Consider the following 22,441-nt stretch of genomic DNA (forward strand, 5'->3'; position numbering starts at 1 on the left):
CAACTTTCCTTTCCTGCTCCTTTTTGTTAGTTCGACGGAAGAAATAGGGGGAGAGCATCGGAATGACCAAGTCCATACGGCCGCTTCTGGCCGGAAACTGGAAGATGAACGGCACGCGAGCGAGCCTGGACCAGATCAAGGCGATCGCGGATGGCGTAAAGGCGCCGCTGTCGGAGAAGATCGATACGCTGCTGTGCCCTCCGGCCACCTTGCTCTATGTCGCGACGGCGCTTTGCGACGACAGCCCGCTCGCCATCGGCGCGCAGGATTGCCATCAACAAGTCAGCGGCGCTCACACCGGCGATATTTCGGCCGAAATGGTTGCGGACTGCTTCGGCACCCATGTCATCGTCGGCCACTCAGAACGCCGCAGGAACCACGCGGAAAGCGATATGCTGGTGCGCGCCAAGGCTCAGGCGGCGCATGATGCGGAGCTGGTTGCCATCGTCTGCATCGGTGAAACCGCCGACGAACGCAACAGCGGCCAGACGCTCGATGTGCTGAAGCGGCAGTTGGTCGGCTCCATTCCCGACGGCTCGACAGCGCAGACGACCGTGATTGCCTACGAACCCGTATGGGCGATCGGTACCGGCGTGGTGCCGACCCAGGAAGACGTCGAGGAGGCGCATGCCTTCATTCGCGCCGAGTTGATTCAGCGCTTCGGCAAGGAAGGCGCGCATATGCGAATCCTCTATGGCGGGTCGGTCAGCGGCAGCAATGCCGGCGATCTTCTCGGCGTTGCACATGTCAACGGTGTGCTAGTCGGTGGACAGAGCTTGAAAGCGACCGACTTCCTTGCCATTTATGCCGCATTCGAACGGCAGTTCGCCTGAAGCAACAACTTGCCCGGAGTTCCAGCCCTAAAAGGGCTTGGAATAGGCGAGAGCCTCATGTAAAGAGCCGCGAGCTTTTATTTTTGATGCCCGCCAGCGGGCAGGACTGGACCTATGCAAACCGTACTGCTTGTCATCTATCTCATGGTTGTCGTCGCCCTTATCGGTGTTGTGCTGATTCAGCGCTCCGAAGGTGGCGGTCTTGGCATCGGCGGCGGCTCGGGCTTCATGTCTGCGCGCGGTACGGCCAATGCGCTGACGCGCACCACGGCCATCCTGGCTGCATTGTTTTTCGCTCTCGCGCTCGGCATGAACGTGCTGTCGCGCTTCGAAGCTCGCCCGACGGATATTCTCAACCGTATCCCGAGTACGGCCGGCCAGGGCAACGGCATCCTTGATTCGCTGGGTGGCCAGAAGGGCGCTGCTCCGGCAACCACCCCGGCCAAGCCCGTCGACAACAGCGGCGTTCCGAACAGCGGTGCCGTCGCTCCGCAGTCGCAGGCAACGCCTCCCGCAGCAACGGCAACCCAGCCTGCCGCTACGGCACCTGCTCAGCAGGCTCCGGCCGCGACCGGTCAGCAGACCGCGCCAGCAGCCACGACGCCCGCACCCGCCCAAAGCGGCGGCGACGTTCCGACCGGCAAGTAAGCCTGGTCGTAAAGATCATCCCCGGCAGGTCCTCGGATCTGCCGGTTTTGTTTTGTCTATATTCCGCGTAATGCGTCCAAAGTTCCGGAAACGAATTTTAGGGCTAGCGGAATCATTTGTGAAAAGGTATCCGGTGACTCCCATGGCGCGATATGTATTCATCACAGGCGGCGTGGTTTCTTCCCTCGGAAAAGGAATTGCGGCCGCGGCTCTCGGAGCGTTGTTGCAGGCTCGTGGTTATCGAGTCCGCCTGCGCAAACTCGACCCCTATCTGAACGTGGATCCGGGCACTATGAGCCCGACCCAGCATGGCGAGGTCTTCGTCACCGACGACGGTGCGGAAACCGACCTCGATCTAGGCCACTATGAGCGCTTCACCGGTCGCTCGGCCACCAAGACCGACAACATCACCACCGGTCGCATCTACAAGAACATCATCGACAAGGAACGCCGCGGCGATTATCTCGGCGCAACCGTCCAAGTCATTCCGCATGTTACCAACGAGATCAAGGATTTCGTCACCGAAGGCAATGACGACTATGATTTCGTCATCTGCGAAATCGGCGGGACCGTCGGCGATATCGAAGCCATGCCCTTCATGGAAGCGATCCGCCAGCTCGGCAACGACCTGCCGCGCGGCACCGCGATCTATGTCCACCTGACGCTGATGCCGTACATTCCGGCTGCGGGCGAGCTGAAGACCAAACCGACGCAGCATTCCGTCAAGGAACTGCAGGCTCTCGGCATTCACCCGGACATCCTGCTCGTGCGTGCGGATCGCGAGATCCCTGAAGCCGAGCGCCGCAAGCTCTCGCTGTTCTGCAACGTGCGGGAATCCGCCGTCATCCAGGCGCTCGACGTTGCCAACATCTACGATGTGCCGATGGCCTACCATAAGGAAGGCCTCGACAACGAAGTGCTGGCTGCCTTCGGCATTGAGCCGGCTCCGAAGCCGCGCCTCGATCAGTGGGAAGAAGTCTGCAATCGTATCCGCACGCCGGAAGGCGAGGTGACCATTGCCATCGTCGGCAAGTATACCGGCCTGAAGGATGCCTATAAGTCGCTCATCGAAGCGCTGCATCACGGTGGCATTGCCAACCGGGTCAAGGTCAATCTCGAGTGGATCGAGTCCGAGGTCTTCGAAAAGGAAGATCCGGCGCCTTATCTCGAAAAAGTGCACGGCATTCTCGTGCCCGGCGGCTTCGGCGAGCGCGGTTCTGAGGGCAAGATCCTAGCGGCCCGTTTTGCACGCGAGCGCAAGGTGCCGTATTTCGGCATCTGCTTCGGCATGCAGATGGCCGTCATCGAAGCGGCCCGCAATCTGGCCGGCGTCGAGAATGCTTCTTCGACCGAATTCGGCCCCACGAAGGAGCCGGTGGTCGGTCTGATGACCGAATGGCTGAAGGGCAACGAGCTGCAGAAGCGTACCTCTTCCGGCGATCTCGGCGGCACGATGCGTCTCGGCGCCTACAAGGCGGCTCTGAAGAAGGGCACGAAGATTTCGGAGATCTACGGCTCGACCGATATTTCCGAGCGCCATCGTCACCGCTACGAGGTCAATGTCGATTACAAGGACAAGCTGGAAAATTGCGGCCTGACCTTCTCCGGCATGTCACCGGACGGTGTTCTGCCCGAGACGATCGAATATGCGGATCACCCATGGTTCATCGGCGTTCAGTACCATCCGGAACTGAAATCCCGGCCTCTGGAGCCGCATCCGCTGTTCTCCAGCTTCATCGAAGCTGCGACGGAACAGAGCCGGCTGGTTTAGTGCATGTCGCGCAAAAATGCGCAACGGTTTTGCGATAATGACGTGCGCAACTGAAGGGCTTAAGGCGCAGGAAGCGGATCTGAACGATCGCGACGCGCCTTAAGAACGGCAAATCGCTTGCGGTAGTCGCTTGGGCTGACCGCAAGCCTCTCCCGAAAATGATGACGCATGGTGGCGAGCGATCCGAATCCGCTCGCCACGGCAACATCGTCCAGCGAAATGGCGGTCTGCTTCTCAAGCAGGTCGCGGGCGCGTCGTAGTCGCTCGCCAAGCAACCATTCGCCCGGCGCCATGCCGGTGGTCGCCTCGAAACGGCGCTGGAAGGTCCTCACGCTCATACCGGCCCGTGCGGCAAGCGTCGCAATCGGCTGCTCCTCCTGCAAACGCTCGCGCATCCATTCGAGCAACGGACCCAGGCGGGCTCCCTCACGCTGCCGGAGAACCGGGGTCTCGATATATTGCGCCTGGCCGCCTTCGCGATGCGGCGGCACGACGAGGCGGCGGGCGACGCTGTTGGCGATATCAGGCCCGAAATCCCGCCGCACCACATGAAGGCAGAGGTCGATGGCGGCGGCGCTGCCCGCCGCAGTCAGCACACGGTCTTCATCGACATAGAGAACATCGGCATCGACTGATATATTCGGATAGCGCGCAGCAATGGAATCGACATAGCGCCAATGCGTGGTCGCCTTGCGACCGGCCAGCAATCCCGAGGCGGCGAGAACCGCGACGCCCGAGCAAAGTGACATGATGCGAGCGCCGCGCCGGTTGGCGGCTTGCAGTTCGGCAATTAGCGGGGCAGGGACGGGCGCTCCGATGCCGCGCCAACCGGGCACGACGATCAGGTCGGCATCGGTCAGAACGTCCAGCCCTTTATCAACCTGCACCGTCAACCCGCCAGCGGCGCGCAACGGACCGTCCTCGATCGCACAGGAGGAAAACCGATACCAGTCGTCACCCATTTCCGGGCGTGGCAGGCCGAAGATCTCGTAGGCGACACCGAATTCGAAGGTGCAGAGCCCGTCATAGACTAGCGTGACGACATGTGGGCCGAGAAGATTGGGTTTCTCTGAGTTTGGCATGATTTCGACGCTATATGGCATTTCGGCCAATTTCAACCACGGGATCGCTCAGGCATGAATGCACCGAACCAAGAAGGAGCGTTCCATGTCCCTAGTCAGTGAAATCCCCGCTGCAGCCCCAGATCTCGTCGCCGAGCACTATGCACAGAGGCTCGCTTTCGAGACCGATTGTTCCGATGTGCGCCAGGCCATGACATCAGGCAACGCGGATTTCGTTCTGCTCGATGTCCGCGGCCCGACGATGTTCCAGGAGCGGCACGTTCCAGGCGCGATCAATTTGCCGCATGGCAAGATGACTGCCCGGAAGATGGCGGAATGGCCAGAAGATACGCTGTTCGTCGTTTACTGCGCCGGACCGCATTGCAACGGCACCGACAAGGCTGCCTGGCGTCTCGGCACGCTCGGCAAGCGCGTGAAGGTGATGATCGGCGGCATGACCGGCTGGGCCGATGAGGGGCATCCCTTCGAGGTCGGCTAGTAGGGCGACGTGGCAAACCCGGCACATACCGGGTTTGCCATTCGCGCGATCTGCCGGTGCTTCCGCATCTACGTCATTTGACTGTCGCGCCGCTTCAGTTTCCATGCCACTCTGCGAGTAAGCATAATGGGAACAAAAGTATGATCCTCAATCCGTTTGACGATGGCGCGGATAGGCCGAGGGCCAAGATCGCAATCACCTTCACGCTGCTGATCGCATTCAATATTACCGCAGGGATCTGGGCATGGGTTGCCTTCGCCGACCGGCCATCTTTGCTCGGCGTTGCACTGCTTGCTTATATGTTCGGCCTACGCCACGCATTTGACGTCGATCATATCGCCGCCATCGACAATGTCGTGCGCAAGCTCATTCAGGAAAAGAAGCAACCCTATGCCGTCGGCCTCTTCTTCTCGCTCGGCCACTCCTCGATTGTCGTGATTGCCTCGATCCTGATTGCGGCGACGGCTGCCGCCATGCAGAACCAGCTCGATTCTTTCCACGATATCGGCGGTGTCATCGGAACGACGGTTTCGGCGGCTTTCCTGCTGTTGATCGGCATTGCCAATCTCTTTGTTCTCAGGGGCGTTTGGTCAGCCTTCAAGCGAGCACAGCGGGGAGAGAGGATCACCGAAGAAGATCTGGATGCCCTGCTAGCCGGCGGCGGCTTTCTGGCGCGTATCTTCCGTCCCATGTTCAAGGTCGTCAGCCGCTCCTGGCACATGTATCCGATCGGCTTCCTCTTCGGCCTCGGCTTCGACACTGCAACGGAGATCGGCCTGCTTGGCATTTCCGCCGCTCAGGCCGCACAGGGCATGTCCTTCTGGACCATTCTGGTTTTCCCGGCGCTTTTCACGGCCGGCATGTCATTGATGGACACGCTCGACAGCACACTGATGACCGGCGCCTACGGCTGGGCCTTCGTCAAGCCGGTGCGCAAGCTCTGGTACAACCTGACGATCACCACAGCTTCGGTTGTTGTCGCCATTTTCATCGGCGGTATCGAGGCTTTGGGGCTGATCTCAGACAAGCTCGGTCTCGAAGGTGGCTTCTGGCGCTTCATCGGAGAACTCAATGACAACCTTGCCAATTTCGGCTTTGCCGTCGTCGGCATCTTCCTGCTGAGTTGGCTGATCTCGACCGTGCTTTACAAGGTGCGTGGCTATGACAGCCTGCAGATCAATCATTCCTGACGTCAGTCGCTCCACAGGGAGATGATGGATACCACCAGAAGCAAGGCAAGGACCAAATTGAGGGCGCGCCATTGCCATTGTGCACGCAGCATGCGGGCAAGCAGCTGACCGAGCGCGCACCATAGCGAAAGGGAGAACGCTGCCATCAGGCTGAAGGTGAGGCCTAGCAGCATTGCCAGGGCAAGCGGGCCGCTTGCGAGCATGGCGAAAGACGCGGCCGCGCCCACAGTCACCGCCCACCCCTTGGGATTGTGCCACAACATCCAGACCCCCGCCGCAAAGCTCGTCGGCTTCGCCATTCCGCCGGCACTATTCGGCTGGCCGCTTCTGCCGATCCTCAGCGCAAGCCAGAGCAGATAAAGCGTGCCTAGCGTCTTCATCGCAATCTGCAGTGCAGGAAAGGCCAGCAACAGGCTCCCGAGCCCAGCGGCGGCGGCTCCAGCCATGGAGCCGAGCCCTAGGGCAAAGCCCGCCATGACAGGGATCGAACGGCGAAAGCCGAAATGTGCGCCGGAGGCGGTGGCAAGCGTTGTCGCGCCGCCCGGCGTAATCGTCGAGACGAGCGCAAACAGGATCAGCGGCAGCAGCGATTCCAAAGTCATTCCAGCCATTCTCCAATTCAGGAGATTGGTTAGCCGGAATCTCGACATCAGAAAATCGAATATTGAAGGCGAGATGCATTAGCATTTATAATAGTGAGATGACTCGAAACTTCGACATCGCTCTCATCCGAACCTTCGCCGCTGTTGCCGACCAAGGTAGCATGACAATCGCGGCGAACATTCTGCATATGACGCAAGGAGCCGTCAGCCAGCAAATCAAGCGGCTGGAAGAGATGCTGGGATGCACGCTCTTCGAGAGGGACAGGCGCGGTCTGAAGCTGACCGAAGCAGGTGAACGGTTGCTCGGCAACGGGCGCCGCCTGCTGATGCTGAATGACGACATCTGGGCCGACATGACGGAACGGACGGTTCAGGGCAGCGTTCGGCTCGGCGTTCCCTATGACCTTGTCGGTGCAACGCTTGCACCGGTGTTGAAGTCCTACACTTTGCGCCATCCGCAGGTGGAGATTTCTCTCGTCTGCGCCTCGTCGCCGGAGTTGCTGGAAGAACTTGAGAAAGGCGCCATCGACCTCTGCGTCGTCGAAGAACCGTTTGGCTTATCGCGGGGCGAGTGTTTGGCCGTCGAACGACTCGTATGGGTGGGGGCGAAGGGAGGCAATGCCTACCGCAAGCAGCCGCTGCCGATTTCGATGGTAGCCGACACCTGCGCCTTCCGTCCGTCCGTCTTCGCCGCATTGAGCAATGGTGGGCGACGCTGGCGAACGATGTTCGAGAACGGGAATATCGAGGCGACCACGGCGACTGTCCGCACGGACCTGGCGGTTACGGCGTGGCTGGCCTCAACAGTTCCCGCCGATCTCGATATTCTCTCCGTCGAGGACGGTTTGCCCGAATTGCCGATTTTTTCCATCAACCTGCATCTGCCCAAGGGAGAGGCGACGCCGGCAGCGTCGGAACTTGCCCGCTATGTCCGCGATGGCTTAGTGCGGCCGCGCCAATCCGCGGCCGCCTGATCCAGGATCAATGTTGACGAAGCCCTACGCGGCCTTCGGCAGAGGTCCGACATAGCGCGACTGCGGGCGGATCAGCCGGCCGTCGAGCGTCTGCTCGCGCGCATGGGCGATCCAGCCGACCGTGCGACCGATCGCGAAGACGCCGGTGAAGGCGTTGCGCGGAAAGCCGAGCGCATCGAGCAGCAGGGCGGTGTAGTACTCGACATTGACATCAAGCGGGCGATCCGGCTTGCGCTCCCTAAGCAGGGCGAGCGCAGCAGCCTCGATGGCCTCGGCCAGAGCGATCCGTCCGGCATCCGCCTGTCCGCTGGCGAAGATCGGCTTCAGCGCGGTCTTCAATGCATCGGCACGCGGATCACGCACACGATAGATGCGGTGGCCGAAGCCCATCAGCCGTTCGCCATGATCGAGCGCATGCGACAGCCAGGCACGGGCGTTTTCCGGCTTTCCCACGCCATCGAGCATATCGAGGACCGGACCGGGTGCGCCGCCATGCAGCGGGCCTTTGAGGGCGCTGATTGCCGCCAACACTGAGGATGTCAGGCCGGCATGGGTCGAGGCGATGACGCGTGATGCAAAGGTGGAGGCGTTGAGCCCATGATCGGAAATCGTCACCAGATAGGCATCCAATCCCGCCGTCTGTTCGGTAGTCGGTACACGGCCGCTCAGCATGCGCAGAATGTCACCGGATTGGGACAGAGAGGCATCCGGCTTTATCGGCGTGTCGCCATTCTGCAGTCGCAGCACGGCGGGCAGAAAGACGGCAGGTGCTGCCATCAGTCTGACGGCGCTGGCGAGATCGTCGCCATCCTCGATACGCGCGAGAAGAGCCCGCATGGCGTCTACCGGCGGCAGGGCGAGCAAGGTTGGGTCGGCCGCCTCGACATGGGCGAACAGTGCGACGCGGGCCGCGCCAAGCTGGCTGCGGATAGAGGCGGCATCGATATGCGCGTCGAACAGGCCATCGAGCAATAGCGCCGCAACATCCTCGTAGCGGCTGGTTGCTACCAGATCATCGAGCGAAACACCTCGGATGATCAGACGACCGGCCGCGCCATCGACATCCGATAGCTTGGTTTCCGCTGCGACGACATCTTCAAGACCACTTTTCATTACGGTTCTCCTTTGACTATCGGATTAGATCGGACCTATTCTTATTGACGTCAATCTTGATGCAATTGATCAATATGAGGAACGATGAGCTGGCTGACGGCGGAGCAGGCGCTGAACCTGCTGGGAACGAAATCGCAGACGCTTTATGCCAATGTCAGCCGCGGGCGCATTCGCGCGAAGCCGGATCCGGCCGATACGCGGCGCAGTCTTTACTTCACCGACGATGTGAAAAGGCTGGCGACGCGCCATGCCGGGCGGCGCAAGACGGAGACGGTTGCCGCCGAAGCCATCCAATGGGGCGATCCGGTATTGCCTTCGGCTCTATCCACCGTTTTCGATGGTAGGCTTTTCTATCGCGGCCAAGACGCAGCGACGCTTGCCGAAAATGCTGGCCTTGAAGATATCGCGCTCCTGCTTTGGGATATGAAGCGACCGCTTCGTCTGGAGGAGGGAGAAGTCCGGCACAAGATCCCCTCTTTGGAAGCAGCCTTTCTGGCACTTGCCGCGCGTACGACCAGCGATCTTCCCTCGCTCGGCCGCTCGCTTCCGGCATTGCAGAGCGAAGCGGAAAGCGTCTTCGGGACAGTTGCAGATGTTCTGGCGCCAGGCGCCGCCGGCATGCCGCTGCATCAACGGCTCGCGCTCGCCTGGGGACGCCCGGATGCAGGCGACATGATACGACGCTGCTACGTGCTGCTCGCAGACCATGAATTGAACGCCTCGACATTCACGGCACGCATCACGGCCTCGGCTGGCGCGACCTTGTCGGCAGCAGTGCTATCGGGTCTTTCGACGCTGACCGGACCGCTGCACGGCGGCGCTTGGCAAAGCGTGCGCTCGCTTATCGCGCGAGCAGCGTCGATCGGCGCAGAAGAGGCCGTGCGCAGCTATCTGTCGGAAGGTAGGCCATTGCCATCCTTCGGCCACCAGCTTTATCCGGATGTCGATATCCGCGGTGAGACATTGCTGCAGTGCCTCACGCTCCCGCCGCTTTTCGCCAAGGTGCGTGATATCGGCGAGCAGCTTGTCGGCGAGCGCGTCAATGTTGACTTTGCCCTGACCGCGATGACGCATGCCTACCATCTTCCCGAAGATGCGCCCCTGATCATCTTCGCGCTGGCGCGCACCGTGGGCTGGCTGGCCCATGCCATGGAACAGGCAACGAGTGGCCGCCTCATTCGGCCGCGTGCCCGCTATGTCGGGCCGCCACCTCGGTGATCCTACATTCGCCAGTTTCTGGTCGAACTACGGCGTAGCCACCGGAAAGTGACATACGACCTCGATATTGTGGCCATCCGGATCGAGTATGAAGGCGCCGTAGTAGCTGGCGTGATAGTGCGGACGCAGACCGGGCGCGCCATTGTCGACGCCGCCGGCCGCAAGGGCGGCTCGATGAAACTGATCAACGACATCTCGCCCCTGAGCGGTAAAGGCGACGTGAGTTCCGGTCTGCTGCCCGTCGCGCTGTCCGATCCAGAAGAATGCTTTCGATCCAATGCCATAGCCGGCAAAAATTTCGCCCTCGGCATAGAGGCGTTCGATGCCGAGCGGCTTTAGGGCCGCGTCGTAAAACATCTGGGAACGGTTCAGGTCGCGTACGCCGATCGTCACATGGTCCAACATGAATGCCCCTATATTCGAGTTGGCTTCGCCTAACCTCGGCCGATTGCGCCTGCATCGCGATCCTTGAGCTCGACCCAGCCGATCACCAGTTTGCGGTTGACGATAAGCCAGATCGTGGCGAGGGCGATCAGGCCCACGACGATATTGGCGGCCACGAAAAGTATAGGCGCAAGTTGGGCGATGGGGCCGCTTTCACCACGCTCGATCAGTCGCATTGGGGCTGCAGCAAGCGCCGTCGCACCGAAAGAAAATGCCCAATAGGCCGGGCTGAACCCTTCTTCCGTGATCCAGGGGAGTAGGCGAATCAAGATGAGCGCCTGCAGCACGCCGTAGCCGATCATGGCATGCACAAGTATATCGGCGGGGCCTTGCAGGACACCGATATAGGCGAGCGCACCGACGACGGGCGGCGCCAACTGGATACCAAGTGTGGGCCGCAAGGCTGGAGGAAGCGCCGGTCCCGTCAAAAGACGATGAAGCAGAGCCGATTCGATCGCCAGCCACGCGAAGAACCCAGCGCCGAAGAAAAGCTGCGCCCATTGCGGAAAGCCGAGTGCGGTGGCCACAATCGCGGTAACGAAGCTGCCTGCGACACTTGGCAGATAAAGGACTGCCGTGGTGGCGGCAATGTCGCGCCCGCCTTGCCACAAACCGCCTGTGCGCCACACCGAGAAGGCGAGCGTGTAGACTGCTCCGGCCAGGAATATCGTTTCTGCACCAACCCGCGAATAGGGTAGCAACCCGCCGGCCACCAGCATGGTGGCCACCCCGATCAGGCCGATGAAGCAACACAGGACAGGATGCGCGACCTCCTTGAGGGCTTCCTCGCGGGCCATTGCCCATTTCAGCAAGTAAAGCACGATCAGAACCAGCCAAACGGCAAGGCTGACAAAGGTCAGCACTTCACCGACCACCCCGGGCAATTGCCAGATGCGAGTTCCGACACGCCAGGCATTGGCTAGGCCCGAAAGCCCCAGAACCATGCCAAAGAACGAAGCTGGAACCAACGGCAGTTTCAGAGACGCAGCCATATGCCCCCTTTGACGCTTGCTCTGAGCGCCGCCCGAAAGAGAATAATGTAAAGAGCCCGCGAACGGTGCTAAGTTCACCGACGAAAACAGACCGGCAAAATACAGCTTTCCTCAAAGTGGGCAAAGCGTGATCATGGCGAAAAGCGAGTGGTTTCGACCGGCGATATCACAGATGCGTGAGCGCGCGAATTTTTCTGCGCTGTCTCGCTCATGCATAGCTCGCCCGTCATTTGTTCATTGGAAAATATTGCGAAATATCTCTATGCAGTATTCAAACGATTGAAACCGTCCTAGGAGACTGAAAATGCAAATCGGAATGATTGGCCTTGGCCGTATGGGCAACAACATGGTGCAGCGCCTGATGAGGGGCGGTCATAGCGCGGTTGTTTTCGATGCGCGCCCGGAAAGCGTTGCTGGGCTTGAACAGCTCGGCGCCACCGGCAGCAAGTCTCTCGCGGATTTCGTATCGAAACTTGCCAAGCCGCGCGTCGTTTGGATGATGCTGCCGGCTGCAATCGTCGATCAGGAACTGGCAGCCATCGTTCCGCTTCTCGAAGAAGGCGACATCGTCATCGACGGCGGCAACTCCTATTACCATGACGATATTCGCCGTGCCGAAGAGCTGAAGCCGAAGGGCATTCACTATGTCGACGTCGGCACCAGCGGCGGCGTTTTCGGCCTCGAGCGCGGCTATTGCCTGATGATCGGCGGCGAGACGGAAACCGTCCAGCATCTGTCGCCGATCTTCGCAACGCTTGCTCCTGGCGTCGGTGACGTCGCTCCGTCGGCGATGCGCTCGGAAGAAGCCGCCAAGAACAGCACGGCAGAGCAGGGCTATCTGCATTGCGGCCCGTCCGGTGCCGGCCATTTCGTGAAGATGGTTCATAACGGTATCGAATACGGCCTGATGGCAGCCTATGCCGAAGGCTTGAACGTTCTGCGCCACGCCAATATCGGCAAGCAGGATGCAGAGAAGGATGCCGAGACCGCTCCGCTCTCGCACCCGCAGTACTATCAGTATGATCTCGATATTGCCGAAATCTCCGAAGTCTGGCGCCGCGGCAGCGTGATCACCTCCTGGCTGCTCGATCTTACTGCCGACGCCCTGCACGGTGATGCTGCCCTTTCGCAGTATGCCGGCCGCGTTTCCGACTCGGGCGAAGGCCGCTGGACGATTTCGGCTGCGATCGACGAGGGCGTTCCGACGCCGGTGCTGAGCGCTGCGCTTTATGGCCGTTTCGCCTCGCGCGGCAACGACGACTACGCCAACAAGGTTCTCTCCGCGATGCGCGCCGGCTTCGGCGGCCATCACGAGAAGCCCGTGAAGTAATCGCCTATCGATCTGAAAATCGGTCAGCCGGGTGGGTCAAACCTCCCGGCTTTTTCTTGCGCGCTATCCACCGACCAAAGCGCGCCACGGGTCCTTCACAATTGCGGCGCGTGCTTCCGGAAGGGCTTCAACCCAGCTACTCTGGCCTCAAGAGCATGATCGGGCAAGACTCCCCGGCCTCGAGTTCAGGGGCGTGCGGCGGACGAACAATGAGGCAATCCGCACGCGAAAAGACCTTCATCATCGACGAATCCTGCTTCGAGAAGGGTTCTGCGAGCCAGCCACCGTCATCGGCTCTCGTCAGGGTCGCGCGCACATAATCCTGACGCTGATCGTTCGCAGCAAAGGGTATGGCTGCGCGTGCGATACCTTCGCGCTTGACCGGCGGCAGGGATGCGAGCTTGCGGATCAAAGGCTCCAGGAAGAGCAGGCCGCAGACGAGGCTGGAAACCGGGTTGCCGGGAAGGCCGAGAACGTGGATGTCACCGAGGCTGCCAACCATCAGCGGCTTGCCCGGGCGCATGGCGATGCGCCAGAAATCCAGCTTCATGCCGGCTGATATCATCGTTGCCTGTACGAGATCGTGATCGCCGACGGAAGCGCCGCCGAGCGTAACGACGATATCGGCTTTTGCCGCCTGTGCACGGCCGATGGCAGCGGTGATTTCATCGCTATCATCAGGAACGATGCCAAGATCGAGCACGTGGGCGCCGGCATTGCGTGCAAGGGCGGCGATGCCAAACGTATTGGACGCGACGATCTGTGATGGACCCGGTGCGCTACCCGGCGCGACCAGTTCGTCACCCGTTGCTAGAACGGCGACCAGCGGCCGGCGATAGACATCGAGCACCGAATGGTTCATGGCGGCGGCAACCGTGAGGCGCGTGAAATCCATCACCGTACCCGCAGGCAGCACGACTTCATCGAGAAGGAAATCCTGGCCGCGCGGGCGTATGTGCTGTCCCTTACGCAACGGGTAGGTGGTGCGAATACGGTCGCCTTCGAGACGTTCGGCATCTTCTTGCAGAAGTACTGAATCGGCGCCTGCCGGAACTGGCGCGCCGGTGAAAATGCGAACGGCTTCACCCTTGCCGACAGCTCCGTCGAAGGCATGACCGGCAGCAGATGCGCCGATGACCTGCAACTCCGAACCGGGGGGCGCGGCATCCTCGAAACGCAGGGCATAGCCATCCATCGCTGAAGCATCGAAGGGAGGTTGAGTGAGGCGGGCAGCGAGATCTCTCGCCAGCACGCGACCCTCGGCAGCATCGAGCGGAACGCTTTCGACGCGATGGATCGGCGTTGCGCTGTCCAAAAGGCGTGCTTGAGCTTCGGCGACAGGTAACAGGCTCATGCGTCAAGCTCCCGGATGGCGGAAATCTCCCGATTTTCCGCCGGATTTCTCCAACAGAGTGATGCCGCCGATTTCCATGCCGCGATCGGCGGCCTTCGCCATATCGTAAATCGTCAGGCAGGCGATGGAAACCGCCGTCAGCGCTTCCATTTCAACGCCTGTGCGGCCGGTCAACTTGGCCGTTGCGGTGACGCGCAAACCAGGCAGGGCAGCATCCTCGACGATATCGACGGCAACCTTGGTCAGCATCAGCGGATGGCATAGAGGAATGAGATTACTCGTTTGCTTGGCGGCCATGATGCCGGCAAGCCGCGCCGTGCCGATAACGTCACCCTTCTTGGCATTGCCCTCCCGGATCAGCGCCAATGTCTCCGACTTCATTTTCACGTGGCCGGTGGCGGTGGCGCTACGCGCCGTCTCGGCCTTGTCACCGACGTCGACCATATGCGCTTCGCCGGCAGCGTCGATATGCGTGAGGCCGGCCTTGGGCGTGGTCATCTTATTCGGCCGCCAGAATGCCGGTTTCGCCGTTCAGCAACAGCTTCGTCGCCGCCGTCACATCATCCTTGCGCATCAGGCTTTCGCCGACGAGGAAAGTCGTGATGCCGACCGCCTCGAGTCGTTTGCAATCGGCGTGTGTAAAGACGCCGCTCTCGCCGACCAGCAATCGGCCGGCCGGCACCATGGCCGCCAGCGTCTCGCTGACCGTGAGGCTAACCTCGAAGGTGCGGAGATTGCGGTTGTTGATACCGATCAGAGGCGAGGAGAGTTTAAGCGCACGCTCCATCTCTTCGGCGTCGTGAACCTCGACCAGAACGTCCATGCCAAGGCCGAAGGCCTCGTCCTGCAGCCGCTGCGCATCGTCATCGGAAAGCGACGCCATGATCAGCAGGATGCAGTCGGCGCCCCAGGCGCGGGCTTCCTGCACCTGATAGGTCTCGAACATGAAATCCTTACGCAGCGCCGGCAGCGAGCAGGCTGCGCGGGCCTCCGTGAGGAATTCGGGTGCGCCCTGGAAGCTCGGCGTGTCCGTCAGCACGGAGAGGCAAGCCGCACCGCCGGCCTCATAGGCCTTGGCGAGGGCAGGCGGGTCGAAGTCGGGGCGAATCAACCCCTTGGACGGGCTCGCCTTCTTGATCTCGGCAATCAGGCCGAAGACACCAGCGCTTTGCCTGGCAAGAAGCGCCTTGTGGAAACCGCGTGGCGCAGACTGCTCAGTCTGCATAGCCTTGAGATCGGCAAGCGAAACCCTGGCCTTGGCAGCAGCGATTTCCTCGCGCTTGTAGGCTTCGATCTTTTGAAGGATATCGGTCATGACTCCTGAACCTATTCTTCGTTGGAGACGGCGACCAGCTTTTCCAGCGCTGCGGCAGTTGCGCCGCTATCGAGCGACTGTGCCGCGAGCCTCATGCCATCATGGAGCGTTTCCACCTTCCCGGCAATGACCAGCGACGCCGCCGCATTGGCAAGGGCGATGTCGCGATAGGCGTTTTTCGCGCCGCTCAACACGTCTCGAAGTGCCGCCGCATTGGCTACGCCATCGCCGCCCTTGAGGTCGGCCAGATCTGCATGCGGCAGACCAAAATCCGACGGCGTCAGCTCGAAGGTGCGGATCTTGCCGTTCTCAAGCGCGGCGACGGAGGTGGTGCCGGTCGTGGTGATCTCGTCAAGGCCATCGCCATGCACGACCCAGACGCTTTCGGCGTTCAGGTCTCGAAGCACTTCCGCGAGCGGGACGACCCATTGCGGCGCAAATACACCCAGCAGCTGGCGACGTGCACCGGCCGGGTTCGACAGCGGCCCGAGCAGATTGAAGATCGTGCGCGTACCGAGCTCCACCCGCGACGGGCCGACATGGCGCATCGAGGAATGGTGCAGCTGCGCGAACATGAAGCCAATGCCGGCTTCACGAATGCAACGGGAAATCACCTCTGGCCCGATATCGAGCTTGATGCCAAGAACCGATTGCGTGTCTGCCGTGCCGGCCTTCGAGCTCTGGGCACGATTGCCGTGCTTTGCGACCGGCACACCAGCGCCAGCGACGATGAATGCTGCAAGCGTCGAGATGTTGTAGGTGCCGACGCCATCGCCGCCGGTTCCCACGATGTCGATTGCATCTGCCGGGGCTTCCACCGGCAGCATCTTGGCGCGCATCGTGGTGACGGCGCCGACGATCTCGTCGACCGTTTCGCCGCGCACGCGCAGTGCCATCAGGAACGCACCGATCTGCGACGGTGTCGCTGCACCCGACATCAGGATTTCGAATGCGCGCCGGGCTTCATCCCGCGTCAGGGCCTCGCGACCGGCCACCTTGGCGAGGAAAGGTTTCAACTCTGACATTGACTATCCATCCTCCCGATCGGGCTTAACGGGACATCGCCTGTTCAGCGAGGCTCTGGTTGACGGTAACCGTGTACCTGGATTGCAGCTGGGCAACGATCTGGTCGAGAATGTCGTCACCGGCGGCATTGGCAATCTGGGCGACCTGCTGATCGTCGTTGCTGAGGGCATCCGTTGTCGGGTTGTCGTTGACATCGGTGACCTTCAGCAGGATCTGCGTGGTATCGTCGGCGCCGCCGGAGCTGGCAGCGGTATCGACAGGACCTGAAAATGCTGCGGCAATGCCGCCACGACCGAGAACCGGGTCGTCCGTCGAGCGTGTGATGCCGGTCTTGTTTTCGACGGCAATGCCAAGCGGGGCAGCGATATCGGCGAGCGACTTGCCCTTCTGCGCTGCTTGCTTCAGCTCGGTTGCCTTGGCGGCAAGGGCAATCTTCTGCTGCTCAGCAGTCCAGTCGGCGATGGCCTTTTCGCGGACATCGGCGAGGGTACGATCGTGATCCGGCGTCACGTTCAGTATATCATACCAGACATAGCCGTTGTTGCCGACGGTCAGCGGGGCGGGGTTGCCGCCCTGTTCGGCCTTGAAGGCCTCGGAAAGCAATTGCTGACGAACCGGCAGATCCTTGATCTCGTTACCCTTCTGATCCAGGCCCGTTGCGTCGATCGCGTCAATCGTGACCAGCTTCAGCTTGAGCTGCGATGCCGCTTCCTGGAGTGAGGCGCCGGAGCCGCGCAGATCCTCGAACTTGTCGTGAACGCTGGTGATTTCATTGGCGGCATTGCCGAGCGCGATCTGCTTGCGGATGTCTTCCTTGACGTCGTCGAAATTCTTCGCCGTTTCGTCCTTGACGTTCGTCACGCGCAGAATGACGGGGCCGAAGGAGCCTTCCACCACGGGAGTAGTGCCGCCATCCTTGGTGACAGCGAAGGCGGCGTCGGCGATCGTCTTGTCAGGCATCTGGTCCTTGTTGAAGGTACCGAGCAGTACGTCGGAGGGCTTTTTGCCTTGATCGGTAACAAGCTGGTCGAAGGTCGTGCCGGTCTTCAGTGCTTCGGAGGCAGCATTGGCAAGATCCTTGTTCGCGAAGGTCAGCTGTTCGATCGTGCGCGTGGCCGGCGTCTTGAAACTGTCCTTGCGCTTGTCATACTGGGCGCGCAGCTCATCATCCGACACGCTCGCCGGATCGGCCAAATCCTCGGCCTGCAGCTTCACGTAGGCGAATTTCCGATATTCCGGAGCGCGATATTTGGATTTAACCCCCTCGAACCACTTCGACAGAACGTCTTCAGCCGGAGCCTTGACCGGATCGATGTTGGCGTTGGTGAGAAGCAGATAATCGATGCTGCGGCTCTCGTCGTGGTACTGCTTGACGGCGTCAACCAGAACCTTCGGCGCAACGAAGCCGTTCGAAACGGCTTCAACGATCTGGCTGCGGATTGCAACCTTGCTGCGCTCCTTGATGTAATCATCGGGCGAAATATTGCTGTTACGGAGAAGCAACTCGAACTTCTGCCGGTCGAAAGCACCGTTCGGTGCCTTGAACGCCGGATCATCGCCGATGAGCTTGGCCAGACGGTCCTGGGAAAGCCCCAGATTCATGTCGGCAGCAAGCTGGTCGAGCGAGGCGCCTGCAACGAGCTGCGCGACGGTCTGCTGTCCTATGCCGAAGGCGCGCGCCTGGTCCGGCGTGATCTGCATGCGCAACTGCTGGCTGATCGCCTGAATCTGGCGGCGATAGGCGAGGCGGAACTCGTTGGTATCGATCTGCTGATCACCGACCGTTACCACCGTGTTGCTGTTGCCGCCCGTGATGAGCGAACGCTCGACGCCCCATATGCCGAAAGCCGCCGCCAAAAGAAGCAACAAACCCTTTGCAACCCAGGTCTGGGCGATTTTTCTCAGCACATCGAACATCGGAAAGCAAACCTCGTCATCAACACGTCTTCGCCTGCGAGCGAAACAATCGGAGTTCCTTAGAACAATCCGAACCGGAATTGAAGAGCCACTGGGGAAATCACCCCACGAGGCGTAGACGAACCGGAACCTTTGACGCGCAATGACGTTCTACCCCGCAAGAACACACAGGAGCACACGATGGCAGAGACGAAATCAGCTTCCTCACAATCCACTTCGGCGCGAGCCCAAACGGAGACGGCGATGGAAGATCTGGCCGCTCAGGTTGCGGCATTGCGCGAGGATCTGTCGAAACTGTCACAAAGCGTGGCCGCCGTGGGGCAGGGAGCGAAGTCTGTCGTCGCCGAGGAAGCCGAGGAAATTACTGAGCAGTTCCGAGAGAGAGTTCGTCAGGAACCGATTTTCATGGTCGCTGCCGCGGCAGGCATTGGCTATCTCATCGGCTTGCTGAGTCGGCGCTAACTCCACGCCAAACTCTCGATAGGATGGATGAGCCCCACACGTCCATTCGACAGTGGAATTGCCGAAAAGGCGCGGACGCTTCGATCGTTCGCGCCTTTTCAATTCTGGAGATAATGGCGGCCACCTAAAGCCGACCGCTTGATGCAGCTCTATGCCCAGGGCTGCGGATCGCACTGCGACATCTTTGCGACACCGCTGCGACATCTTCGACCATCGCGAATTCTTGATCCGCTAACCTCTTGTATCAGGCGGATGCTTACTATACGTAGGCATAATTATAAGGTTGCTTATGAATAGCAGGCTTTCCACATCATGCAATCGACACCAACTCTCGGCTTTGTTCTCCACGACGTTGCCCGACTTCTTCGCAAGCGGTTCGAGCAGCGCGCGAAGGATTTAGGGCTGACGCGTTCGCAGTGGCAGACGCTCGCCTATCTCGCCAACAATGAAGGCATCCATCAGGCTGGACTGGCCGAGATGCTGGAAATCGAACCGATCACGCTCGTCCGCATTCTCGACAAGCTCAGCGAACGCGGACTGGTGGAGCGACGACAACATCCGAACGATCGCCGCAGCTGGTTGCTCTACATGCGGGAGGAGGCCCGTCCTCTGATCGATGCCATGCGCAACATTGGCGAACAGACCCGCAAGGAGGCGCTTGAGGGCGTTCCCCCTGAGGATCGCGAGCGCCTCCACGAATTGCTTATCCTCATGAAATCGAACCTGCTTCACGCCTGCCGCTCGAAGGCAGTCGATAAAGAGATACAACATGGCTGATGCATCTTCCTCCCTGCGCGTTCCCGCAAACGCAAACTCCGCGGAACAAATCCAAGCTCCCGTAGCCGAAGCGCCATCCTCAAACCCGGCAGCGCAACCCGCAACAGCGGCCCCCGCAGCTCCGCTTACGCCGAAAGAAGCGCCGCGCAAGCGCCGCAAGCTGACGCGGCCCATCCTCTTTGCCCTGCTTCCGGTGGTCCTCGTCATCGGCGGCTATTACTACGTTACCGGCGGGCAGATCATGTCCACCGACAACGCCTATATCCAGGCGGATATGGTCGGCGTTTCGACCGATGTTTCCGGCACGGTCATTTCGGTCGATGTGCGCGAAAACGAAGTCGTGAAGAAAGGGCAGGTGCTGTTCCGCTTGAAGCCCGACTCCTTCCGCATCACGTTGGAAGGCGCGCAGGCGCAGCTCGGCAACGCCCGGAACCAGATCTTGAATCTGCATGCGAGCTACAAGCAATCGTTGGCCGAGATTTCACAGGCACAGGCCGATATTCCCTACTACCAGACGGAATTTGATCGCCAGCAGAACCTGATCAACAGCTCGGTCGCCTCCAAGGCCGCCTTCGATCAGGCCAAGCACAATCTCGAGGCTGCGCAGCAGAAGGTCTCGGTCGCTCAGGCGCAGGCTGCCACTACGCTGGCCCAGTTGGGCGGCGAGGGTGCGGCCAATCTTCCGGTCGAGCAGAACCCGCTCTATCTTCAGGCCAAGGCTGCCGTCGATAATGCACAGCGCGAGCTTGACGACACGGTGGTGCGAGCTCCGTTTGACGGCGTCACCGCCAATGTCCCCTCGTTGCAGGTCGGCGCCTATCTGACGGCCGCCCAGCAGGGCTTCTCGCTGGTATCGACCACGCATATGTGGATCAACGCCAGCCCGAAGGAAACGGAACTCACCTATGTGCGAACCGGCCAGAAAGTGACGATCTCGGTCGATGCCTATCCGGGTGTCACCTGGAAGGGAACTGTGGCGAGCATAGCGCCAGCCTCGGGATCGAGTTTCTCGCTGCTGCCGGCGCAGAACACCACCGGCAACTGGGTCAAGGTCGTTCAGCGTATACCGATGATCATCAGCATCGACGACATGCAGGGCAAGCCGCCGCTGCGTGTCGGGATGAGCGTCGTCGCCGATGTCGACACCGGCCATGCCCGCGGCCTGCCGGACTTCGTCAGCAACCTGCTGGGCCATTCCCGCGGTCAGGACCATGAGTAACGCCACCACCACTTCGCCATCGGCGCCGATCGCCCATCGTGGCGCGATCACCGCCTGCGTCATCCTGTCCGTCATCATGCAGGCGCTGGACACGACCATCGCCAACGTCGCCCTGCCTCATATTCAAGGCGACGTCTCCGCCAGTGCGGACCAGATCAACTGGGTCCTGACATCCTATATCGTGGCGGCGGCGATCATGACGCCGCCTTCCGGCTTCCTTTCGGCCAAGTTCGGCCGAAAGCGCGTCCTGCTCACGGCAATCGCCGGGTTCGTCGCTGCCTCGGTTCTCTGCGGCCTTTCGGAATCGCTGGTGCAGATCGTCGGCTTCCGCCTGCTGCAGGGCCTCTTCGGCGCTTCGCTCGTGCCGCTGTCGCAGGGCATCCTGCTCGATATCTACAACGTCGAGGAGCGTGGCCGCGCCATGGCTCTGTTCGGCGTCTCGGTCATGGTCGGCCCTGTTCTAGGCCCCGTCATCGGCGGCTGGCTGACCGACAATATCAGCTGGCGGTGGGTGTTTTACATCAACGTGCCAATCGGCGCGCTCGCCTTCTTCGGCATCGTCGTCTATGTGACGGAAACCAAGCTTGACGCCCTTGCCAAGCTCGATTGGTTCGGCTTCGGCATGCTCTCTATCGGTATTGCCGCCCTGCAGCTATTCCTCGACCGCGGCGAGCAGCTCGACTGGTTTTATTCAGGCGAGATCATCGTGGAGGCTCTGGTCTGCGTCTGCGCTTTCTATCTGCTGATCGTACACACGTTCACTGCCGAGCGAAGTTTCGTCAATCCCAGGCTCTTTCTCGACCAGAACTTTGCCGTCAGTATGCTTTTCATCTTCATCGTCGGCGTGACCTATCTGGCGTCGCTTGCGCTGATGACCCCGTATTTGCAGACGCTGATGGGGTATCCCGTCGTCACAGCCGGCATCGTCATGGGACCGCGCGGTCTCGGCACGATGTTCTGCATGTTCCTCGTCGGTCGGCTGATCGGCAAGGTGGATACGCGACTCCTGCTGTTCCTCGGCCTCGCGCTTACGGCATGGGCCATGTACGAGATGACAGGCTGGACGCCTGAGGTTTCGCAATGGACGCTGATCTCCGTCGGCTTCATCCAGGGCGCCGGCCTCGGCTTCCTCTTCGTACCGCTGACGACCATTGCCTTCGCGACGCTGCCGGCCCAGATGCGCGGCGATGGCACTGGCCTCTATAATCTCTCCCGTAACATCGGCTCGAGCGTCGGCATTTCGGTCGTCTCGATGCTGATCACGGAGAATACGCAGGTCAACCACGCCAACATCGCCGCCTATGTGACGCCTTTCAACCGCTATTTCGATGCGACTGCCGCTCACGGCCTTAGTCCATTGACGGCGGTCGGCCGCGCCACGCTCGACGGCATGATCACGACGCAAGCGACGATCATCGCCTATATCGACGATTTCAAATTGCTGATGTTGATGTCCATCTGCGCCATACCGCTGCTTTTGCTCCTGCGCAAACCATCGGCGCCGCCGGCCGTGGACCACAGCGTCGCCATGGAATAGCCACGCAGCCTTTCCAGTTTCACTGCGTGGCTGAATGGCCGCCGGGCACCACCCCGGCGGTCTCTTTCGTAGAGCGCTTCCGAGTCGCCCCGAATCGCAAATGCTCTATCCAGATGTCTCCGCGCATTCCGGACGGAAAACCGCTGCACGCATTTCCTC

22 protein-coding genes are annotated in these 22,441 nt (G+C 60.7%); 12 read left to right on the top strand and 10 right to left on the bottom strand.

The genetic code is table 11. The features are described 5' to 3' along the window. Window positions 1-62: 62 nt before the first annotated feature. The 3 genes from tpiA to GGD46_RS29430 all read left to right on the top strand — a co-directional run bounded on the left by tpiA (window position 63) and on the right by GGD46_RS29430 (window position 3,252). On the top strand, window positions 63-833 hold the full coding sequence (gene tpiA, locus GGD46_RS29420; protein WP_184710423.1) for a triose-phosphate isomerase: 771 nt from the start codon (window positions 63-65) through the stop codon (window positions 831-833). A gap of 114 nt (window positions 834-947) precedes the next feature. Further along, entirely contained in the window at window positions 948-1,481 is a 534-nt protein-coding gene (gene secG, locus GGD46_RS29425) for a preprotein translocase subunit SecG (protein WP_184710425.1), read from the top strand. A gap of 142 nt (window positions 1,482-1,623) precedes the next feature. Then, window positions 1,624-3,252, top strand: a complete 1,629-nt coding sequence (locus GGD46_RS29430; protein ID WP_184710427.1) for a CTP synthase — start codon at window positions 1,624-1,626, stop codon at window positions 3,250-3,252. Between the two features lie 59 nt (window positions 3,253-3,311). Here GGD46_RS29430 and ftrA read toward each other — a convergent pair whose 3' ends face one another. After that, window positions 3,312-4,355: a transcriptional regulator FtrA gene (gene ftrA, locus GGD46_RS29435; RefSeq protein ID WP_184710429.1), complete on the bottom strand. Its 1,044-nt coding sequence runs from the start codon at window positions 4,353-4,355 to the stop codon at window positions 3,312-3,314. Between the two features lie 64 nt (window positions 4,356-4,419). On the opposite strand from ftrA, the gene GGD46_RS29440 reads away from it, so the two are divergent. Beyond that, window positions 4,420-4,812, top strand: coding sequence for a rhodanese-like domain-containing protein (locus GGD46_RS29440; RefSeq protein WP_184710431.1), 393 nt, complete (start codon window positions 4,420-4,422; stop codon window positions 4,810-4,812). A gap of 140 nt (window positions 4,813-4,952) precedes the next feature. Beyond that, on the top strand, window positions 4,953-6,002 hold the full coding sequence (locus GGD46_RS29445) for a HoxN/HupN/NixA family nickel/cobalt transporter (RefSeq protein ID WP_184710433.1): 1,050 nt from the start codon (window positions 4,953-4,955) through the stop codon (window positions 6,000-6,002). 2 nt (window positions 6,003-6,004) lie between these two features. Here GGD46_RS29445 and GGD46_RS29450 read toward each other — a convergent pair whose 3' ends face one another. Next, complete coding sequence (locus GGD46_RS29450; protein ID WP_184710435.1) at window positions 6,005-6,604, bottom strand: LysE family translocator; 600 nt, start codon at window positions 6,602-6,604, stop codon at window positions 6,005-6,007. A 98-nt stretch (window positions 6,605-6,702) separates the two neighbouring features. Between GGD46_RS29450 and GGD46_RS29455 the strand changes: the two genes are divergently transcribed. After that, the gene (locus GGD46_RS29455) at window positions 6,703-7,578 is read left to right on the top strand and encodes a LysR family transcriptional regulator (RefSeq protein ID WP_184710437.1); all 876 of its coding nucleotides are present in this window, start codon (window positions 6,703-6,705) and stop codon (window positions 7,576-7,578) included. Between the two features lie 24 nt (window positions 7,579-7,602). Here GGD46_RS29455 and GGD46_RS29460 read toward each other — a convergent pair whose 3' ends face one another. Further along, window positions 7,603-8,691 (bottom strand): citrate synthase/methylcitrate synthase, encoded by a 1,089-nt coding sequence (locus GGD46_RS29460; protein ID WP_184710439.1) that lies wholly within the window; start codon window positions 8,689-8,691, stop codon window positions 7,603-7,605. Between the two features lie 84 nt (window positions 8,692-8,775). On the opposite strand from GGD46_RS29460, the gene GGD46_RS29465 reads away from it, so the two are divergent. Further along, window positions 8,776-9,909, top strand: coding sequence for a citrate synthase (locus GGD46_RS29465; protein WP_184710441.1), 1,134 nt, complete (start codon window positions 8,776-8,778; stop codon window positions 9,907-9,909). 27 nt (window positions 9,910-9,936) lie between these two features. On the opposite strand, the gene GGD46_RS29470 is transcribed toward GGD46_RS29465, so the two are convergent. Then, window positions 9,937-10,314, bottom strand: a complete 378-nt coding sequence (locus GGD46_RS29470) for a VOC family protein (protein ID WP_184710443.1) — start codon at window positions 10,312-10,314, stop codon at window positions 9,937-9,939. A gap of 29 nt (window positions 10,315-10,343) precedes the next feature. Further along, the gene (gene tehA, locus GGD46_RS29475; protein WP_184710445.1) at window positions 10,344-11,345 is read right to left on the bottom strand and encodes a dicarboxylate transporter/tellurite-resistance protein TehA; all 1,002 of its coding nucleotides are present in this window, start codon (window positions 11,343-11,345) and stop codon (window positions 10,344-10,346) included. A 304-nt stretch (window positions 11,346-11,649) separates the two neighbouring features. Between tehA and gnd the strand changes: the two genes are divergently transcribed. Further along, window positions 11,650-12,675, top strand: coding sequence for a phosphogluconate dehydrogenase (NAD(+)-dependent, decarboxylating) (gene gnd / locus GGD46_RS29480; protein WP_184710447.1), 1,026 nt, complete (start codon window positions 11,650-11,652; stop codon window positions 12,673-12,675). 136 nt (window positions 12,676-12,811) lie between these two features. Here the strand turns inward: gnd and glp are convergent, their stop codons facing one another. The 5 genes from glp to GGD46_RS29505 are packed head-to-tail and all read right to left on the bottom strand — an operon-like array spanning window position 12,812 to window position 18,287. After that, window positions 12,812-14,029 (bottom strand): gephyrin-like molybdotransferase Glp, encoded by a 1,218-nt coding sequence (gene glp / locus GGD46_RS29485; RefSeq protein ID WP_184710449.1) that lies wholly within the window; start codon window positions 14,027-14,029, stop codon window positions 12,812-12,814. Between the two features lie 3 nt (window positions 14,030-14,032). After that, complete coding sequence (gene moaC, locus GGD46_RS29490; protein WP_184710451.1) at window positions 14,033-14,527, bottom strand: cyclic pyranopterin monophosphate synthase MoaC; 495 nt, start codon at window positions 14,525-14,527, stop codon at window positions 14,033-14,035. Between the two features lies 1 nt (window position 14,528). Next, window positions 14,529-15,344 carry an indole-3-glycerol phosphate synthase TrpC gene (gene trpC / locus GGD46_RS29495; protein ID WP_184710453.1) on the bottom strand — a complete coding sequence of 272 codons (816 nt, stop codon included), beginning with the start codon at window positions 15,342-15,344 and terminating at the stop codon, window positions 14,529-14,531. A gap of 11 nt (window positions 15,345-15,355) precedes the next feature. Next, entirely contained in the window at window positions 15,356-16,369 is a 1,014-nt protein-coding gene (trpD, locus tag GGD46_RS29500; protein ID WP_184710455.1) for an anthranilate phosphoribosyltransferase, read from the bottom strand. 25 nt (window positions 16,370-16,394) lie between these two features. Then, complete coding sequence (locus GGD46_RS29505) at window positions 16,395-18,287, bottom strand: peptidylprolyl isomerase (RefSeq protein ID WP_184710457.1); 1,893 nt, start codon at window positions 18,285-18,287, stop codon at window positions 16,395-16,397. A gap of 180 nt (window positions 18,288-18,467) precedes the next feature. Between GGD46_RS29505 and GGD46_RS29510 the strand changes: the two genes are divergently transcribed. The 4 genes from GGD46_RS29510 to GGD46_RS29525 all read left to right on the top strand — a co-directional run bounded on the left by GGD46_RS29510 (window position 18,468) and on the right by GGD46_RS29525 (window position 22,282). Then, window positions 18,468-18,749, top strand: coding sequence for a hypothetical protein (locus GGD46_RS29510; RefSeq protein WP_184710459.1), 282 nt, complete (start codon window positions 18,468-18,470; stop codon window positions 18,747-18,749). Between the two features lie 312 nt (window positions 18,750-19,061). Next, the gene (locus tag GGD46_RS29515) at window positions 19,062-19,526 is read left to right on the top strand and encodes a MarR family winged helix-turn-helix transcriptional regulator (RefSeq protein ID WP_184710461.1); all 465 of its coding nucleotides are present in this window, start codon (window positions 19,062-19,064) and stop codon (window positions 19,524-19,526) included. Further along, entirely contained in the window at window positions 19,519-20,745 is a 1,227-nt protein-coding gene (locus GGD46_RS29520; protein WP_184710463.1) for an HlyD family secretion protein, read from the top strand. The genes GGD46_RS29515 and GGD46_RS29520 overlap by 8 nt, the downstream gene beginning before the upstream one ends. Further along, complete coding sequence (locus GGD46_RS29525; protein ID WP_184710465.1) at window positions 20,738-22,282, top strand: DHA2 family efflux MFS transporter permease subunit; 1,545 nt, start codon at window positions 20,738-20,740, stop codon at window positions 22,280-22,282. The genes GGD46_RS29520 and GGD46_RS29525 overlap by 8 nt, the downstream gene beginning before the upstream one ends. The last annotated feature ends 159 nt before the right edge of the window (window positions 22,283-22,441 follow it).

Origin of the sequence: Martinezella lusitana, assembly GCF_014207095.1 — a bacterium.
GTDB classification, from domain to species: domain Bacteria; phylum Pseudomonadota; class Alphaproteobacteria; order Rhizobiales; family Rhizobiaceae; genus Rhizobium; species Rhizobium lusitanum_B.

Excerpts from the sequence above, each read along its gene's own strand:
- GGD46_RS29525 (WP_184710465.1), top strand. The coding sequence starts at position 20,738 with ATGAGTAACGCCACCACCACTTCGCCATCGGCGCCGATCGCCCATCGT.
- GGD46_RS29465 (WP_184710441.1), top strand. The coding sequence starts at position 8,776 with ATGAGCTGGCTGACGGCGGAGCAGGCGCTGAACCTGCTGGGAACGAAA.
- gnd (WP_184710447.1), top strand. The coding sequence starts at position 11,650 with ATGCAAATCGGAATGATTGGCCTTGGCCGTATGGGCAACAACATGGTG.
- GGD46_RS29515 (WP_184710461.1), top strand. The coding sequence starts at position 19,062 with ATGCAATCGACACCAACTCTCGGCTTTGTTCTCCACGACGTTGCCCGA.
- tpiA (WP_184710423.1), top strand. The coding sequence starts at position 63 with ATGACCAAGTCCATACGGCCGCTTCTGGCCGGAAACTGGAAGATGAAC.
- GGD46_RS29430 (WP_184710427.1), top strand. The coding sequence starts at position 1,624 with ATGGCGCGATATGTATTCATCACAGGCGGCGTGGTTTCTTCCCTCGGA.
- trpD (WP_184710455.1), bottom strand. The coding sequence starts at position 16,369 with ATGTCAGAGTTGAAACCTTTCCTCGCCAAGGTGGCCGGTCGCGAGGCC.
- GGD46_RS29440 (WP_184710431.1), top strand. The coding sequence starts at position 4,420 with ATGTCCCTAGTCAGTGAAATCCCCGCTGCAGCCCCAGATCTCGTCGCC.
- moaC (WP_184710451.1), bottom strand. The coding sequence starts at position 14,527 with ATGACCACGCCCAAGGCCGGCCTCACGCATATCGACGCTGCCGGCGAA.
- GGD46_RS29460 (WP_184710439.1), bottom strand. The coding sequence starts at position 8,691 with ATGAAAAGTGGTCTTGAAGATGTCGTCGCAGCGGAAACCAAGCTATCG.
- trpC (WP_184710453.1), bottom strand. The coding sequence starts at position 15,344 with ATGACCGATATCCTTCAAAAGATCGAAGCCTACAAGCGCGAGGAAATC.
- GGD46_RS29450 (WP_184710435.1), bottom strand. The coding sequence starts at position 6,604 with ATGACTTTGGAATCGCTGCTGCCGCTGATCCTGTTTGCGCTCGTCTCG.
- GGD46_RS29520 (WP_184710463.1), top strand. The coding sequence starts at position 19,519 with ATGGCTGATGCATCTTCCTCCCTGCGCGTTCCCGCAAACGCAAACTCC.
- GGD46_RS29510 (WP_184710459.1), top strand. The coding sequence starts at position 18,468 with ATGGCAGAGACGAAATCAGCTTCCTCACAATCCACTTCGGCGCGAGCC.
- secG (WP_184710425.1), top strand. The coding sequence starts at position 948 with ATGCAAACCGTACTGCTTGTCATCTATCTCATGGTTGTCGTCGCCCTT.
- glp (WP_184710449.1), bottom strand. The coding sequence starts at position 14,029 with ATGAGCCTGTTACCTGTCGCCGAAGCTCAAGCACGCCTTTTGGACAGC.
- GGD46_RS29445 (WP_184710433.1), top strand. The coding sequence starts at position 4,953 with ATGATCCTCAATCCGTTTGACGATGGCGCGGATAGGCCGAGGGCCAAG.
- tehA (WP_184710445.1), bottom strand. The coding sequence starts at position 11,345 with ATGGCTGCGTCTCTGAAACTGCCGTTGGTTCCAGCTTCGTTCTTTGGC.
- GGD46_RS29470 (WP_184710443.1), bottom strand. The coding sequence starts at position 10,314 with ATGTTGGACCATGTGACGATCGGCGTACGCGACCTGAACCGTTCCCAG.
- GGD46_RS29455 (WP_184710437.1), top strand. The coding sequence starts at position 6,703 with ATGACTCGAAACTTCGACATCGCTCTCATCCGAACCTTCGCCGCTGTT.
- ftrA (WP_184710429.1), bottom strand. The coding sequence starts at position 4,355 with ATGCCATATAGCGTCGAAATCATGCCAAACTCAGAGAAACCCAATCTT.
- GGD46_RS29505 (WP_184710457.1), bottom strand. The coding sequence starts at position 18,287 with ATGTTCGATGTGCTGAGAAAAATCGCCCAGACCTGGGTTGCAAAGGGT.